At 71.6% G+C, this 15,625-nt stretch carries 12 protein-coding genes, 1 tRNA gene and 1 pseudogene; 8 read left to right on the forward strand and 6 right to left on the reverse strand.

What is annotated here, in order from left to right; all coding sequences use genetic code 11:
• Positions 1 to 5: 5 nt before the first annotated feature.
• Positions 6 to 1,223 (forward strand): LysR family transcriptional regulator, encoded by a 1,218-nt coding sequence (locus AB0F01_RS22185; protein WP_362098387.1) that lies wholly within the window; start codon positions 6 to 8, stop codon positions 1,221 to 1,223.
• Between the two features lie 139 nt (positions 1,224 to 1,362).
• Positions 1,363 to 2,020: pseudogene (locus tag AB0F01_RS22190) on the forward strand (HAD family hydrolase).
• Between the two features lie 188 nt (positions 2,021 to 2,208).
• On the opposite strand, the gene AB0F01_RS22195 reads toward AB0F01_RS22190, so the two are convergent.
• From AB0F01_RS22195 to AB0F01_RS22205, 3 genes are all read right to left on the reverse strand, one after another.
• Positions 2,209 to 2,282, reverse strand: a tRNA-Pro gene (locus AB0F01_RS22195).
• A 32-nt stretch (positions 2,283 to 2,314) separates the two neighbouring features.
• Positions 2,315 to 3,097 carry a Pr6Pr family membrane protein gene (locus AB0F01_RS22200; RefSeq protein ID WP_362098390.1) on the reverse strand — a complete coding sequence of 261 codons (783 nt, stop codon included), beginning with the start codon at positions 3,095 to 3,097 and terminating at the stop codon, positions 2,315 to 2,317.
• A gap of 326 nt (positions 3,098 to 3,423) precedes the next feature.
• Positions 3,424 to 4,347 (reverse strand): metallophosphoesterase, encoded by a 924-nt coding sequence (locus AB0F01_RS22205; RefSeq protein ID WP_362098393.1) that lies wholly within the window; start codon positions 4,345 to 4,347, stop codon positions 3,424 to 3,426.
• A gap of 224 nt (positions 4,348 to 4,571) precedes the next feature.
• Here AB0F01_RS22205 and AB0F01_RS22210 point away from each other — a divergent pair, with 224 nt between their 5' ends.
• Positions 4,572 to 5,036 carry a GatB/YqeY domain-containing protein gene (locus AB0F01_RS22210; RefSeq protein ID WP_362098396.1) on the forward strand — a complete coding sequence of 155 codons (465 nt, stop codon included), beginning with the start codon at positions 4,572 to 4,574 and terminating at the stop codon, positions 5,034 to 5,036.
• A gap of 236 nt (positions 5,037 to 5,272) precedes the next feature.
• Here the strand turns inward: AB0F01_RS22210 and AB0F01_RS22215 are convergent, their stop codons facing one another.
• Positions 5,273 to 7,564: a transglycosylase domain-containing protein gene (locus AB0F01_RS22215; protein WP_362098398.1), complete on the reverse strand. Its 2,292-nt coding sequence runs from the start codon at positions 7,562 to 7,564 to the stop codon at positions 5,273 to 5,275.
• A 746-nt stretch (positions 7,565 to 8,310) separates the two neighbouring features.
• Between AB0F01_RS22215 and wblA the strand changes: the two genes are divergently transcribed.
• Positions 8,311 to 8,649, forward strand: a complete 339-nt coding sequence (gene wblA, locus AB0F01_RS22220) for a transcriptional regulator WblA (protein WP_362098401.1) — start codon at positions 8,311 to 8,313, stop codon at positions 8,647 to 8,649.
• A 539-nt stretch (positions 8,650 to 9,188) separates the two neighbouring features.
• Here the strand turns inward: wblA and AB0F01_RS22225 are convergent.
• Both AB0F01_RS22225 and AB0F01_RS22230 read right to left on the reverse strand, forming a co-directional pair.
• Positions 9,189 to 10,772, reverse strand: a complete 1,584-nt coding sequence (locus AB0F01_RS22225) for an ArsA family ATPase (protein WP_362098403.1) — start codon at positions 10,770 to 10,772, stop codon at positions 9,189 to 9,191.
• A 271-nt stretch (positions 10,773 to 11,043) separates the two neighbouring features.
• The gene (locus AB0F01_RS22230; protein WP_362098405.1) at positions 11,044 to 12,021 is read right to left on the reverse strand and encodes an ArsA-related P-loop ATPase; all 978 of its coding nucleotides are present in this window, start codon (positions 12,019 to 12,021) and stop codon (positions 11,044 to 11,046) included.
• Between the two features lie 414 nt (positions 12,022 to 12,435).
• Between AB0F01_RS22230 and AB0F01_RS22235 the strand changes: the two genes are divergently transcribed.
• From AB0F01_RS22235 to AB0F01_RS22250, 4 genes are all read left to right on the forward strand, one after another.
• Positions 12,436 to 12,597: a DUF4177 domain-containing protein gene (locus AB0F01_RS22235; protein ID WP_003975360.1), complete on the forward strand. Its 162-nt coding sequence runs from the start codon at positions 12,436 to 12,438 to the stop codon at positions 12,595 to 12,597.
• The gene (locus AB0F01_RS22240) at positions 12,594 to 13,061 is read left to right on the forward strand and encodes a RidA family protein (RefSeq protein WP_362098407.1); all 468 of its coding nucleotides are present in this window, start codon (positions 12,594 to 12,596) and stop codon (positions 13,059 to 13,061) included. The genes AB0F01_RS22235 and AB0F01_RS22240 overlap by 4 nt, the downstream gene beginning before the upstream one ends.
• A gap of 591 nt (positions 13,062 to 13,652) precedes the next feature.
• Positions 13,653 to 14,657 carry an NUDIX hydrolase gene (locus AB0F01_RS22245; RefSeq protein WP_362098410.1) on the forward strand — a complete coding sequence of 335 codons (1,005 nt, stop codon included), beginning with the start codon at positions 13,653 to 13,655 and terminating at the stop codon, positions 14,655 to 14,657.
• Entirely contained in the window at positions 14,654 to 15,484 is an 831-nt protein-coding gene (locus AB0F01_RS22250; RefSeq protein WP_362098412.1) for an MBL fold metallo-hydrolase, read from the forward strand. The genes AB0F01_RS22245 and AB0F01_RS22250 overlap by 4 nt, the downstream gene beginning before the upstream one ends.
• Positions 15,485 to 15,625: the final 141 nt, after the last annotated feature.

Consider the following 15,625-nt stretch of genomic DNA (forward strand, 5'->3'; position numbering starts at 1 on the left):
AGCTTATGCTCGATCTCCGACGTCTCCGCCTGCTGCGTGAACTGCACCGGCGGGGCACCATCGCCGCCGTCGCCGAGGCCCTGACCTTCACCGCCTCGGCCGTCTCCCAGCAGCTCGGCGTGCTGGAACGGGAGGCGGGCGTCCCCCTGCTCGAACGCAGCGGACGACGGGTCACGCTCACCCCCGCGGGACGCACCCTCGTCACCCACGCCGACGCCGTCCTCGAACGCCTCGAACTGGCGGTCGCCGAACTCGCCGGCGCACGCGAGGGCATCGGCGGCCCACTGCGCATCGGCACCTTCCCCTCGGGCGGCCCGGCGATCGTCCCCGCCACGCTGGCCGAACTGGCCCGGCAGCACCCCGCCCTGGAACCGATGGTTCAGGAGATCGACTCGGCCCGCGTCTCCGACGGCCTGCGCGCCGGCGAACTCGACGTGGCCCTCGTCCACGACTACGACTTTGTCCCGGCGCCCCCCGACACGGCAGTCGACCAGGTCCCCCTGCTCGAAGAACCCATGTACCTGGCCACGGGCACCACCACCGCCACCGGCAGCACCTTGGGAGCCGGCATCACTCCGGGAGCCGGTACCACCGCGGGAACCGGCATCACTCTCGGAGCCGGTACCACCCCGGGAACCGGCATGACTCCGGGAATCGGCACCCAGACCGGAACCTCCACAGGAGCTTCCCCCGCCGACACTCCGCCTCCCGCCCCCACGCCCGCGCCTCCGGACGACCAGGGCGGGGTCGAAGGTGTTGGTCCCGCGCCCGCGCCCCTTCGAGGCGGCGCCACACAGGACATCGCCGCACAACACGTCGACGCCCGCGGCCACACACTCGCGGACCTGCTCGGCCCCTGGGCCACGGCCCCCTGGATCACGGCCCGGGACGGCACGACCGGCCACGCCATGGCCGTACGGGCCTGCCAAGCGGCCGGCTTCCAGCCGCGCATCCGTCACCAGGTCAACGACTTCCGCACCGTCCTGGCCCTGGCCGCCCACGGGCAAGGTGCCGGATTCGTCCCCGAGATGGCCACCGCACAGCCCCCCGAGGGCGTCGTCCTGACCCGACTCCCCCTCTACCGCCGCTCCAAGGTCGCCTTCCGCGCCGGCGGCGGCGCCCACCCGGCCATCGCAGCCTTCGTGACGGCGGCACGGACGGCGGTAGGGACGGCAGTGAGGACAACCGACCAGGCGGCAACGCCCCCGAGACACGGCCGTTGAGCGCCCTGCCCCGCCGCAGACCGCCTGGCACCCATTGCCGTAGGCCGCCGCTGGGTGATCCCTCCGCCCCGCGTACGAGGTCTGTGTTGTCCGAGAGGGCCGCTTCGCCCGTCGTGCCGGACCGCCTAACGTACGGAACGTGATGCGTGCGGTGGTATTCGACGTGGGTGAGTGCCTTGTTGACGAGACCCAGGAGTAAGGGCGTGGGCTGACTGGCTGGGGGTGCCACGGCACACCTTCGCGGCCATGTTCGGGGCGGTCATCGCACAGGGCCGCGACTATCACGAGACGTTTCAGGAGTTCCGGCCCGGGTTCGATCTGACCGAGGAGCGAGAGAAGCGGGCGGCTGCCGGACAACCGGAGTGGTTTGGCGAGGATGACCTGTACCCGGACGTGCGGCCCACGCTGGCTGCCCTGCGTGCGGCGGGGCTGTGGGTGGGCATCGCCGGGAACCAGACCGTGCGGGCCGGCGGCTTGCTACGGGGGTTGGATCTCCCTTCCGACATGATCGCCACCAGCGATGACTGGGGGTGTCGAAGCCGGATGTGAAGTTTTTTGAGAGCGTCATCGAGGCGACGCCCGCCGAGCCGGGCGAGATCCTCTACGTCGGCGACCGGCTCGACAACGACATCCGCCCGGCCGTGCGGGCGGGGCTCCTGACCGCCCTGATCCGGCGCGGTCCCTGGGGGACGATTCAGCAGCGTGACCCGGACGCGGACACGATCACGACGATGCGCATCGACTCACTCGCGGAGCTGCCGGAGAAGATCGCCAAGTTCAACGCTGATGGGCGTTGACACTTCGGCCCGTGATCACGATGGGTGCCGAAGCGATGGACGACATCTTCGCCGGAGATCAGGAAGGGGAGACAGCGGCAAGCCAGAGGGGGACGCAGTGGCCTGATCAACTTCGTTTGGCCCCTGTTTGGCTCCCGATCATGGCAGAGGGCCTGGTGTCACTTGCACACCAGGCCCTCTGACCAGCGTCGGGGTGGCGGGATTTGAACCCACGACCTCTTCGTCCCGAACGAAGCGCGCTGCCAAGCTGCGCCACACCCCGATGTCGCTGCTGTCGCGGCGACGACGTTTACTTTAGCCCACTGGTGCCCGGAGGCGAAATCCGGTTTTGGGGCGGCGGCGGACGGGGTTCGGGCGGGTGTGGTCCACGGCGACCAGGAGGACGGCCAGGGCGTAGAAGGCCAGGCCGAGGAGGAGGGCGTTGCCGAGGACGCCCTTGTAGCCGTGCTGGGTGACGTCGAGGAAGGGGTAGAGGTAGCGGGCCGGGTGGGTGGGGAGGAGCTCGCCCCGGGCCAGGGAGAAGGTGAGGTAGGCCAGGGGGTAGAGCATCCAGGTGGCCGTCTGGCGGAGGTGGGTGCGGGCCGGCGGGGTGAGGATCAGCCAGTCCAGGAGTGCCGCCACGGGCAGGGCGGTGTGCAGGGTGTGGGCGGCGATCACGGCCGGAACCGAGGTGCTGTCCGGAAGGGCGAAGGCGAAGGCCGGGTTCGTGTCCGCCAGGAGCAGGTGGTGTACCAGCCCCGTGATCAGCGCGTAGAGCAGGGCCGCGCCGGTCACCGCGCCGGGGAGGGGCTGGCGGCCTGTCCAGGAGCGGCGGGCGGAGGCGAAGCTGACCAGGGCCAGCAGGGCGGCACTCTGGGTGGCGAAGTGGCTGAGCGCCAGGGCGGGGCTGCCGAGGAGCACCAGCACGGTCACCGACGCGGTGGCCGCCAGTGCCAGGGTGAGGCGGTACGCCGCTGCCCACGGACGGCGGACCGGAGCCATGACGGCACGTGCCGGGACCGGGGAGGGGAGGAGCGCGGGCCTCTTGACGGGGACGGCGGGGAGGCCCGGTATCTCCCGGGGTATCGGTGCGGTCATGCACCCAGCGTGGACATATCGTCCGGTCGGGGCGATATGGGGTGGACCGGTCGGGTTAAGGGTGTGCGGGAGCGGGACTGGTCACCGGGCGAGCGCGGTCGGCGCCGGCCGGGCGGGCGCCTGTGATCGCCGCCGCCCGGCCTCAGCGGGCGACCGTCGTCGGGAGCGTCACCGTGCGACCGGCATCATCAGCGCCACCGCGCGACCGTCGTCGTCAGCGCCACCGCGCGACCAGCTGCGTGAGCCTCAACGAGCGACAGGCGTCGTGGTGGGTCACCGTGCGACCGGCGTCATGAGGGGTCACCGTGCGACCGGCGTCACCAGCGTCAGCGGGCGACCAGCGTCATCAGCGTCGCTTCCGGCGGGCAGGCGACGCGGACCGGTGTGTAGCGGTTGGTGCCGCAGCCCGCCGAGACGTGCAGGTAGGAGGTGTGGCCGCCGGAGGTGTGGGTGCACAGGCCCTTGACGCGGTCGGTGTCCAGGTCGCAGTTGGTGACCAGGGCGCCGTAGAAGGGGATGCAGAGCTGGCCGCCGTGGGTGTGGCCGGCCAGGATCAGGGGGTAGCCGTCGGCGGTGAAGGAGTCAAGGACGCGCAGGTAGGGGGCGTGGACGACCCCCATCGAGAAGTCCACGCCGGCCGACGGGCCGCCCGCGACCTCCTCGTAGCGGTCCCGTTTGATGTGGGGGTCGTCCAGGCCGGTCAGCTCGATCGACATGCCCTCGATCTTCAGCGTGCCCCGGGTGTTGGTGAGGTTGAGCCAGCCCGCGGCGTCGAAGCCGTCCCGCATGTCTTCCCACGGGTTGTGGATGGCGCCGACGGCGGGGGCGTTGCCGTTGAGGCCGTGGCGTCCCTGGACCCTCTCGATGAGGTAGCGGGCGGGGTTGCGCAGCTTCGGGCCGTAGTAGTCGTTGGAGCCGAAGACGTAGGCGCCCGGGAACTCCATCAGCGGCCCGAGGGCGTCCAGGACCTCCGGTACGCCCTCGGTGTCGGAGAGGTTGTCGCCGGTGTTGATCACGAAGTCGGGGCGCAGGCCCGCCAGGGACCGTAGCCACCGCTGCTTCTTGCGTTGGCCGCTGACCAGGTGGATGTCGGAGACCTGCAGCACGCGCAGCGGGCGCATCCCGGACGGCAGGACGGGGATCGTCACCCGCCGCAGGCGGAACGAGCGGGCCTCGAAGCCCGCCGCGTACACCAGCCCGGCGGCACCGGCCGCCGTGATTCCCAGGGGGATTCCGTATCGCGCGCGCATGCCTCCCATCGTGTCAGACGCCGGATGCCGCCCGTCCGCCCGGTCGTCCCGGCCCGCCCTGCCAACTCCTGGGCCCCGCAGCCGACTCCGCTGCTCCATAACGCTGGAGGAGGACCGTTCCGTGCCGGGTGGCGCGGTCCGGTCGAGCGGCCGGTGGCCAAGGCTCCGGTCGGCGGGCCGAAATCGGGGAGCGGGTGCCCATGGGTACCTGCGAGAATCAGGTCATGACCACGCTCAAGTCGAAGCTGCAGGAAGACCTCAACGCCGCGATCAGGGGGCGCGACGAGCTGCGCTCCTCGACGCTCCGGCTGACGCTCGCCGCGATCACCAAGGAAGAGGTCGCGGGCAAGGAGAAGCGCGAGCTCTCCGACGACGAGGTGCAGAAGGTGATCACCCGCGAGGCGAAGAAGCGCCGCGAGGCGGCCGAGGCCTTCGCGCAGGGTGGTCGCGCCGAGCAGGCCGAGCGGGAGCGGGCGGAGGGCGAGGTGCTGGCCCAGTACCTGCCGAAGCAGCTGTCCGACGACGAGCTGAACGCGATCGTCGCCCAGGCCGTCGAGGAGGCCAGGGCGGCGGGTGTCGAGGGGCCGCGGGCCATGGGCGCGGTCATGAAGATCGTGAACCCGAAGGTGGCCGGGCAGGCCGAGGGCGGACGGGTCGCGGCCGCGGTGAAGAAGCTGCTCGCCGGCTGACCGGGCGTCTCCCTCTCCCTCCCGCCAGGTGCCCGCTCGGTGACCCGGCATATCCGTCTCACCCCCGCCCGGTGCCCGTCGGCTCGGCGGGGTGAGCCGGCCCGCGCGGGTGGGAGGCCGCCGGCAACCGGCCGGCACCGGCTCTACCACCGCAGTCCCAGCACCGCGGCCCGCCGCGCTCGAGCGCGACGGGCCGCACAGGTCCGCACCGGATCCGTGGTCCGGTCACGGCAGGGTCAGCGTCGGCCTCCCGGGCCCTGGCCCGGGCCCTGGATGAAGCCCTCCGGGATGGAGAAGGTCGGGTCCGGCTCGCCGCCGTTGCCCCTGGGGCCGCCGTTCCCCCCGTTGTCGCCGCCGATCAGGCCGCCGAGGAAGCCGCCGTTGTCACCGTTGTTGCCGTCGTCGCGGTCCCGGCGGTCGTCGTCCTCGTCGCGGTCCCGGTCGCGGTCGTCCTTGCGGTCGTCCGGGATGTCCACGACGGTGAAGTCGGGGGCCTCCTTGCCCTCCAGGGCGCCATTCATCATGTCGCGCCAGATCGGGCCGGGGACCTGGCCGCCGAAGACCTTGCTGTGCCAGGTGCCGCCGATGGAGATGTTGACCATCTTGCGCTTGTGCGCCGGGTCGCCGACCCAGACGGCGCCGGCCATGTTCGGGGTGTATCCCACGAACCAGGCGGCATAGCGGAAGTCCGTGGTACCGGTCTTGCCCGCGCTGGGACGGCTGCCGAGGCCGGCCTGCGTACCCGTACCGTCCTCGACGACGCCGCGCAGCAGCGTGTTGATGGTGTCGGCCGTCTTCTCCGACATCGCGCGCGAGCAGGTCGACTTCGGGACGGGAAGCGACTTGCTCTTCTCGCCGACCCGCTGGCTGATCGCCTCGATGGCGATCGGCGTGCAGTGCATACCGCGGGAGGCGAAGGTGGCGTAGCCGTTCGCCATGGTCAGGGGGGACATCTCCTGGGTGCCGAGGGCGATCGACGGTGCCTGCTGCATCTTTCCGCCGTCGGCGCGCTCGACGCCCATCTTCTTGGACATCTCCGTGACCGGGCAGATGCCGATCTCGCTGATCAACTCGATGTAGTACGTGTTGACCGACTTGGCGGTGGCCTCCTTCATGCTGTAGGGGCCGACCTCCGACTCGTTCTCGTTCTCGACCGGGACGCCCTTCTCGTTCCACGTCCGGCCGTCGCACGCCGCGACCGGCGTCGGGTAGTCCATCTGGTACGGCGAGGCGTACGACTTCGTGGGGGCCATCCCGCCTTCGATCGCGGCCGCGGCCACGATCGGCTTGAACGTCGAACCGGGCTGGTAGCCCGCGCCGCCGCCCATGGCAGCGTCCACCGACAGGTTGATCGTCGTCTCGTTCTTCTTGACGTCGATGCCGTACGGCCGGGACTGGCCCATCGCGAGGATCTTGCCGGTGCCGGGTTCGACGATCGTGGCGGCGGTCGCCACCTCGTCCTTCTGGTTGACGTGGTTCTTGACCGACGCCTGGACGGACTCCTGCGCCTGCGGGTCCATCGTCGTGCGGATGGTCAGGCCGCCGCGGTTCCAGATCTTGGCCCGGTCCTCCTTGGTCTTGCCGAAGACCGGGTCGTTGAGGAACACCTCGCGCACGTAGTCGCAGAAGAAGCCGGCGCCCTTGGTCGCGGTGATGCAGCCGTTGTTCGGCTTGCTGACCTTGAGCCCCAGCGGGGCCTCGGCGGCCTTGTCGGCCTCCTCCTGGGAGACGTCGCCGACCTCGGCCATCCGCTGCAGGACGACGTTGCGCCGCTTCGTGGCCTCCGCCTCGTCGTTGACCGGGTCGTAGCGGCTCGGCGACTGGACGATGCCGGCCAGCAGCGCGGCCTCGTGCAGTTCCAGGTCCTTGGCGGACTTCGAGAAGTACCGCTGGCTGGCGGCCTCCACGCCGTAGGCCTGCTGGCCGAAGAAGGTGATGTTCAGGTAGTTCTCGAGGATCTTCTTCTTGCCCAGCTCCTCCTCGACCTGGATCGCGAACTTCAGCTCGCGGATCTTGCGGCCCAGGGTCTGCTGGGTGGCCTGCGCGACCTTCGTCGGGTCGTCGCCGGCCTCCTCGACGAACACGTTCTTCACGTACTGCTGCGTCAGCGTGGACGCACCCTCGGCGACACCGCCGGTCTGCGCGTTGCGGTTGAGCGCGCGCAGCACGCCCTTCAGGTCGACCGCGCCGTGCTCGTAGAAGCGTGAGTCCTCGATCGCGATGATCGCCTTCTGCATGTACGGCGAGATGTCCTTGAGGTCGACCACCGTGCGGTCACGCTCGAAGACGGTCGCGATCTGGCCGCCCTTGGCGTCGAGGATCGTGGTGCGCTGGCTCAGCGGTGGCGTCTTCAGGTTGGCCGGGAGCTCGTCGAAGCTCTCGACCGATCCCTTGGCGGCGAGGCCGAGTGCGCCGACGGCGGGCAGCGCGAGTCCGGCCAGGACCGCTCCCGCGAGGACACTGACACCGACGAACTTGGCGGCCTGCTGTGTGGGTGACAGGCCACCGCCCGAGCGCTTCTTTGGCATGAGTGCAGCCTAATCCGTAGTGATAAGCATTCCGCAGGAGCTGGGGTCCGTCGGAGCGTTCGCGTACCGGACCGTGACATCCGGCTGGGGTGGCGGGGACCGTGTGACCTGGCGCGGGGTCCGCGGACGGACCGGCATACGGGACGGGTGCCGGATTTGTGTGCCGGGTTTGTGTGCTGGCCGTGGCGAGGTGGTGAGGAGTACGTGTGGGGATTGCTCCCTGCCCGTGGCTCACTGTCCGTGGCCCCTGCCCCTGGCCCCTGCCCGTGGCTCTGTGCTCGTCGTTCGGCGCGCGGTTCGGCGCCAGACGGCTCGACGGCAGGACGACGTCAGGCGTCTACGTTCTGATTCGCCGGACAACCGGACAGGCGTTGGCCTAAGCTGCTCTCAACTGTCACAGCAGTGAGGCCATGTATCAATACGTCCGGCGACCCCGAATCGTTCCGGATCTGCTCGACTTTCTCTGTCGAGGCGTGTTGAGCGTGTGTCCGGATCCGCCTCGTGTGTCACTTGGTGCCCGTTGTGGCGCCCCACAACCGCCCTGGTTTGCCTGGAATGCCGCGCATGTCGCCAGCTCACTCCCCCGGGTGATCTGCCGCTTACCCATAGTCCGTTCGGACCATTCAAGATTGGGCCCGCTGGGGGTGTTGCGCTGTGCCCGCCTTCCGTAACGTCCTCAACTGGCGGCGGTGAATATGCCGCTGCCGCCGTGGGGGAGCCTCGATTCGGGAGAGGACGGCGCCGGTATGGGCTGGGTTACCGACTGGAGTGCGCAGGCCGCCTGCCGCACTACTGATCCGGATGAACTGTTCGTTCAGGGAGCAGCGCAGAACAGGGCCAAGGCTGTGTGCACCGGATGTCCGGTGCGCACGGAGTGCCTCGCCGACGCGCTGGACAACCGCGTCGAGTTCGGCGTGTGGGGAGGCATGACGGAACGTGAGCGCCGCGCGCTGCTGCGCCGGCGTCCGACCGTGACCTCCTGGCGCCGCCTGCTGGAGACCGCGCGCACGGAGTACGAGCGCGGCGCAGGCGTCGTGGCGCTCGGTGAGGAAGAGGTGTACGAGAACTACGCGGCGGTGGGCTGACGGACGAGGACCCTCGGGGGGTTCTCGGTCCCGGTACGTCCCGGTCGCGGTCCCGGACGGGGCCGATCGCGGGAGTGGCACAGAGTGCGGTTTCAGGTCCCAGGTCCCGCGTCCCAGGCCCCGGTCCCCGGCCCCGGTTCCCGTTGAGCACGGTGACCGTCGGGGCGCGCTCGCCGGTCGTCCTTCACCGGTCGTGCGGGCCGGTACGACACGTCGGTCCTGCGGGGCGGGGGCGGTCCTGTGGGCGGGTCCAGGTGGCGCTTCTGCGTGTAGGTGGAGGGTGGTCGTCCCTGGGAGCACGGGGGTTCGCCGACCCGGCGGCCGTAGGCGTGCCCGCCGCCGTCGACGTCACTCAATGGACCGCCCGCGTGCGGCGGGGCCGTCAGGTGCCGTTGCGCCGTTCTCGGCGGGCTGCCAGGACGGCCTTCAGGTTCTCTGCTCCCGGGAGCACGCGGAACGCCTGTCGTCGGCCGCAGTCTGCCGGGTCGCTCGGTTGCTCGGTCGTTCACTCGGTCGTTCACTCGTCGGGTGTGGGCACGTCAGGCCGGGGTCCCGGGCAGCTCCGGCCGGTCGGCCGCCAGGCGGTCACCGATGTCCCGCAGCCCCGCGAGATCGTGCACGTCGCCGGGCAGCGCGGCCACCTCCGTCACCGCCACTTCCGGGTGGAGCGCGGTGAAGCGGTCACGCGTCCGCTGCTCACGCGAGAGCAGCTGCATGCGCTCGGCGTGCAGCCTCAGCAGTCCGGCGGCGAGCCGGTCGACTGATTGCTCGCCGGATGTCTGCTCGCCTGCCACCTGCTGGCCTGAGGCCTGCTCGTCAGTGATCCGCTCCTCAGGAGTCAGCTCCTCAGGGTCCTGCCCCTGAGACGTCTGCTCCTCGGTCGTCCGCACGTCTCCGCCGTCGGCGGCGAACGCCTCGTCCTGTGCGGCGTGGTTCGGGGTGTCGTCCGCGTCGGCGGGGGAGCCTGAGGCGCGGTCGGCATCCACTGCTGCGGCTCCGGTAGCGGGAGAGGAAACCGGAGCCCCTGGACTGGCCGATTGGTCTGGGTGTGCTGAACTGTCGTACGGGTCGGGGGAGTTACGAAGAGAGGCTTTCCCGTCCTCCTGATCCACAATGCCGGAGTCCACAAGATTTTCCGCGGCGGCCAGCGCCCGCTCCGCGGACAGCGTGTCGGCGCCGCTGCCGTGCACCCGGTTGAGGACCAGACCGGCGAGCGGCATGTCCTCCGCGGCGAGCCGTTCGACGAAGTACGCGGCTTCGCGCAGCGCGTCCCGCTCCGGCGCGGCCACCACCAGGAAGGCCGTGCCAGGTGCCTGGAGCAGCTTGTACGTGGCGTCCGCCCGCGTGCGGAACCCGCCGAACATGGAGTCCATGGCCGCGATGAACGTCTGGACGTCCTTCAGCAGCTGACCGCCGAGCAGCTTGCCCAGCACGCCGGTCATCATCGACATGCCGACGTTGAGGAACTTCATGCCCGCCCGGCCGCCGACCTTCGCCGGGGCCAGCAGCACCCGGATGAGCCGGCCGTCCAGGAAGGACCCGAGCCGCTTCGGCGCGTCCAGGAAGTCCAGCGCGGAGCGGGAGGGCGGGGTGTCGACGATGATCAGGTCCCACTCGTCGCGGGACCGCAGCTGTCCCAGCTTCTCCATCGCCATGTACTCCTGCGTGCCGGCGAAGCCTGCGGAGAGCGACTGGTAGAAGGGGTTGCCCAGGATCGCGGCGGCCCGCTCCGGATCCGCGTGCGCCTCGACGATCTCGTCGAAGGTGCGCTTCATGTCGAGCATCATCGCGTGCAGTTCGCCGCCGGCCGAGTCGTCGATCCCCTTGACCCGGCGCGGGGTGTTGTCGAGCGAGTCGATGCCCATGGACTGCGCGAGCCGACGGGCCGGGTCGATGGTGAGCACCACGACCTTGCGCCCCCGCTCCGCCGCGCGCAGACCGAGTGCGGCAGCCGTCGTCGTCTTGCCGACACCGCCCGAACCGCAGCAGACCACGATCCGCGTGCCCGGGTCCTCGAGCAGGGGATCGATGTCGAGGGTGCGTGTGGGCGACAGGTGGCGGCGGGCCGCATCGGGCGCGTGCGCGTCCGCGCGACCGGGCGGCGGCTCCGGACTACGGCTCATGACATCCTCTGCTTCCCGGTACGTACGGCTGACTGCGGTCCCGGCGCCGTTCCTCTCCCCAGCCCGGCAGCGCCCCGGGCCCCTCGGGCACCCCTCGCCTTCGACCTGCCGCTGAGGCCCGCACGCGGGTGCCCCGGTACCGGGTGCCCTGCACTCGGATCCCCTGCATCCGGGCGTCCCGCGCCGGCCGGGCACACGTACCCGAGGGCACGCTTCCGGCCCGCACCCGGGCACCCCGCGTCGGCCGGGCACGCGTTCCCGAGGGCACGCCTCATGACACGCCCTGTCCGCGCAGGTTCCGGGCCAGCTGGTACAGGCCCGCCAGGTCCATCCCCTCCGCGAGAAGAGGCAGTTCGTGCAGCGGCAGGCCGAGGTCGGCCAGGACGGCGCGCTGTTCCGTCTCCAGCGCGAACCGCTCGGCGTACTCCTCCGCCTGGGCGAGCAGGGGGTCCACCAGCCGCTCGGCGTGTCCCCCGCGCCGCGCACCGCCGAGGCCGGCGGACGACAACGACCGTGCGAGGGAAGAACGCGGGACCGTCTCGACGAGTTCCAGGTCCGCCTCCTCCAGCACCCGCGGCCGGACCATGTTCACGATGACCCGCCCCACGGGCAGCCGCGCCGCCCGCAGTTCTGCGATGCCGTCCGCGGTCTCCTGGACCGGCATCTCCTCGAGCAGCGTCACCAGGTGCACGGCCGTCTCGGAGGACTTCAGCACCCGCATCACGGCCTGCGCCTGATGGTGTATCGGTCCGATCTTGGCGAGCCCGGCCACCTCGTCGTTGACGTTGAGGAAGCGGGTGATGCGACCGGTCGGCGGAGCGTCCATCACGACGTAGTCATAGACGAACCGTCCGGCACGGTCCTTGCGCCGCACCGCCTCACAGGCCTTGCCGGTCAGCAGCACGTCCCGCACGCCGGGCGCGATGGTGGTCGCGAAGTCGATCGCGCCGAGCTTCTTCAGGGCTCTCCCGGCGCTGCCCATCTTGTAGAACATCTGGAGGTAGTCCAGGAGGGCCCGTTCCGCGTCGATGGCGAGTGCGTACACCTCCCCGCCCCCGGGTGCGACGGCGATCTTCCGCTCCTCGTACGGCAACGCCTCCGTTTCGAAGAGCTGTGCGATGCCCTGGCGGCCCTCGACCTCGACGAGGAGCGTTCGCTTCCCCTCCGTGGCCAGGGCCAGCGCGAGGGCCGCGGCCACCGTGGTCTTGCCGGTACCGCCCTTGCCACTGACGACCTGGAGCCTGCTCACGCCTTCGAGCCTAATTGCTCCGCGCGCGCCCCGGCGGCTCCGGGTGGCAGTTGCCACACCATGCGTCCTCCCTCGCCTCTCCCGGGTGCCCTCGCTGAGTGCCCGCCCGGGCGCCCGCCCGGGCGTTCTCCCTGGGCACCTGTCGGGCGCGGTGCCGCGGCCAGCGGGCGTTTCCGTCGAGCAGCCGCTCGATCGCCGGGCGCGATCGGTGTCCGGCGTCGGCGGGATGCCGGCTCGGGGTCGGCCCGGCGTTCGGCGTCGGCTCAGGGTCGGCCCGGGGGCGGCTCGGCGTAGGGACCGGCCTTCGGACACCACGGACCGGCACCGTCCGGGCCGTGGTGTCCGGAGGCCGGCTGCCGCGTGCGCCCTCCCGTCGCTGCGAGGGCGCACGCGGCAGGGGCTAGAGTCGGCGCCATGACCAAGTGGGAATACGCGACTGTGCCGCTGCTCGTCCATGCCACGAAGCAGATTCTGGACACCTGGGGCGAGGACGGCTGGGAGCTCGTCCAGGTCGTGCCCGGGCCGAACAACCCCGAGCAGCTGGTGGCCTATCTGAAGCGGGAGAAGCAGGCATGAGCGCGGTCGAGGCCAAGCTGGCCGAGCTCGGCCTGAGCCTGCCGGAGGTCGTTCCTCCGCTCGCCGCGTACCAGCCTGCCGTGGTGTCCGGACGGTACGTCTTCACGTCCGGCCAGCTCCCCATCGTGGCCGGTGAGCTCCCGCTCACCGGCAAGGTCGGCGGAGAGGTGACGCCGGAGGAGGCGAAGGGCCTGGCCCGCACCTGTGCGCTCAACGCCCTCGCCGCCGTGAAGTCCGTCGCCGGTGACCTGGACCGCGTCGCCCGGGTGGTGAAGCTGGTGGGCTTCGTCGCCTCCGCCCCGGACTTCACGGGCCAGCCCGGCGTCATCAACGGTGCCAGCGAGCTGCTGGCCGAGGTCCTCGGCGACAAGGGCGTGCACGCCCGCAGCGCCGTGGGCGTCGCCGTGCTGCCGCTGGACGCGCCCGTCGAGGTCGAGGTCCAGGTGGAGCTGACGGAGGCGTAGACCCCTCCCCGGAAGCCCGGCTCCGCGCCGGCCCGCGGCACCAGGGCCGCCGCATCGCCCGCACCTCGGTGCGGCTGTGGTGGCCGCCGGTGCGCGACCCGTATGACGGAGCCGGGTGGCCCATGGCGCTGGGTGGCCCACGGAGCCGGGTCCGCGAGCCGGGCGGTCCGCGAGCCGGGCTACTTCCGGTGGTGTCTGGCTGACCACCGGGCCCGGTTGTCACCGGCCCGGCCCGGCCCGCCTCCGCAGGGCGGAGCCGTCGCCCCCGTCGCCGTACTACGGCTGCCCGTCCCCTCACGGTGCCCGGGCCGGCACGTCGCTCCGGAACGCACCGGGAGGGCTTCTCCCTCCCAGCCCGCGCGCTGCCCGTTTCCGGGCTGGTCCTTGCCCGTTGCCGACCCGCCTGGTCCGTGCCCATGTGACGCCTGCCCGTGTACCCGCTCCCCTCGCACCCGAGCTGCGCGCACCCGAACCCCTCGCACCCGAGTTCCGCGCTCCTGCCGCGCTGCCGCCCCGGTGCGCCGGGCCCCCGAGGCACCCCCGCCCCGAGAGGCACTCGAACATCCGCCCGCCACGGGATAGCCTCCGCCCATGGCGAATGTGCAGGCCGACGGGCAGTGGTACCCCCCTGAGTGGCCGGACCGGATCCGTGCGCTCACGGACGGCAGTCTCACGCCGGTCGTGCCCAAGCGGGCGGCCACCGTCATGCTCCTCAAGGACACCGACACCGGCGCGGGCCCGGTGGTCCACATGCTGCGCCGACGCACCTCCATGGCGTTCGCGGGCGGCGCCTACGCCTACCCCGGCGGCGGGGTCGACCCGCGGGACGACGACCGTCACGTCAGCTGGGCCGGACCGTCGCGCACCTGGTGGGCGGAGCGGCTCGGCGTCGACGAGACGGTGGCCCAGGCGATCGTGTGCGCGGCCGTGCGGGAGACGTACGAGGAGGCCGGCGTGCTGCTGGCCGGTCCCACTCCGGACTCGGTGGTGGGGGACACCACGGGCGACGACTGGGAGGCGGACCGGGCGGCGCTGGTCGCGAGGGAGACGTCCTTCGCGGAGTTCCTGGACCGCCGCGGGCTGGTGCTCCGCTCGGACCTGCTCGGCGCCTGGACGCGCTGGATCACCCCCGAGTTCGAGTCGCGCCGCTACGACACCTGGTTCTTCGTGGCCGCGCTGCCCGAGGGCCAGCGGACCCGCAACGCCTCGACGGAGGCCGACCGCACGGTGTGGATCACCCCGCGGGAGGCGGCGGCCGGTTACGACCGGGGCGAGCTGCTGATGATGCCCCCCACCATCGCCACCCTGCGCCAGCTCATGGAGTACGACACGGTCGCGCAGGCGCTCGCGGGGGCGCCCGAACGGGATCTCACGCCGGTGCTGGCCACCGCGCGCCTGGAGGAGGGGCGGATCGTGCTCTCCTGGCCCGGGCACGACGAGTTCACCCAGCACATCCCGAACACTCCGAGCGCTCCCAGCGCTGCGAGCACTCCCAGCACTCCGAGCGCTCCCAGCACTCCGAGCGCTGCGGTCAGTCCCGTCGTCCCGGACGTCCCTGACGATTCGAACGTTCCGAACGGTGGAGCCGCCGTATGACGGACGCCGCAGCCCTTCCCGGACAGCCGCGCGGCGGAGTCCTCTCCGGACCGGCGACCGCACGCGCGGTCAACGTGCTCGCCCCCAACGCCTCGGCCATGACGCTGGACGGCACCAACACCTGGATCCTGTCCGAACCCGACTCCGACCTGGCGGTCGTGGTCGACCCCGGTCCGCTGGACGACGGCCACCTGCGGCACGTCGTCGGTACGGCCGAGCGGGCCGGCAAGCGCGTCGCGCTCACCCTGCTGACGCACGGCCACCCCGACCACGCCGAGGGCGCCGCCCGCTTCGCCGAGCTGACCGGCACCGACGTGCGGGCGCTGGATCCGGCGCTGCGGCTGGGCGACGAGGGCCTGGCCGCCGGGGACGTCGTGACGGTGGGGGGCCTGGAACTGCGCGTCGTCCCCACGCCCGGGCACACCTCTGACTCCCTCTGCTTCCACCTGCCCGCCGACCGCGCGGTCCTGACCGGCGACACCGTCCTGGGCCGCGGTACGACCGTTGTGGCCCATCCGGACGGCCGTCTCGGCGACTACCTGGACTCGCTGCGCCGGCTGCGCTCACTGACCGTGGACGACGGCGTCCACACGGTCCTGCCGGGGCACGGCCCCGTCCTGGAGGACGCCCAGGGGGCCGTGGAGTTCTACCTGGCGCACCGCGCCAACCGCCTCGCCCAGGTGGAGACGGCCGTCGAGAACGGCCACCGCACCCCGTCCGAGGTCGTCGCCCACGTGTACGCCGACGTGGACCGCTCGCTGTGGCCCGCGGCGGAGCTCTCCGTACGGGCGCAGCTGGAGTACCTCCAGGAGCACGGTCTGATCTGAGGGCCGGACCCGATCCCCACCGGGACGGACCGGCAGGTCGCGGCCCCGGGGAGCTGAGCGGTGGGCGCACAACGGCACACGCGCCGCCCGACCGCGGTGGTCGGGCGGCGCGTGGGAAACCGAGGCGGGCCTGTAGGCCGG

Source organism: Streptomyces sp. NPDC029526 (assembly GCF_040637405.1).
In the GTDB taxonomy this organism is placed as follows: domain Bacteria; phylum Actinomycetota; class Actinomycetes; order Streptomycetales; family Streptomycetaceae; genus Streptomyces.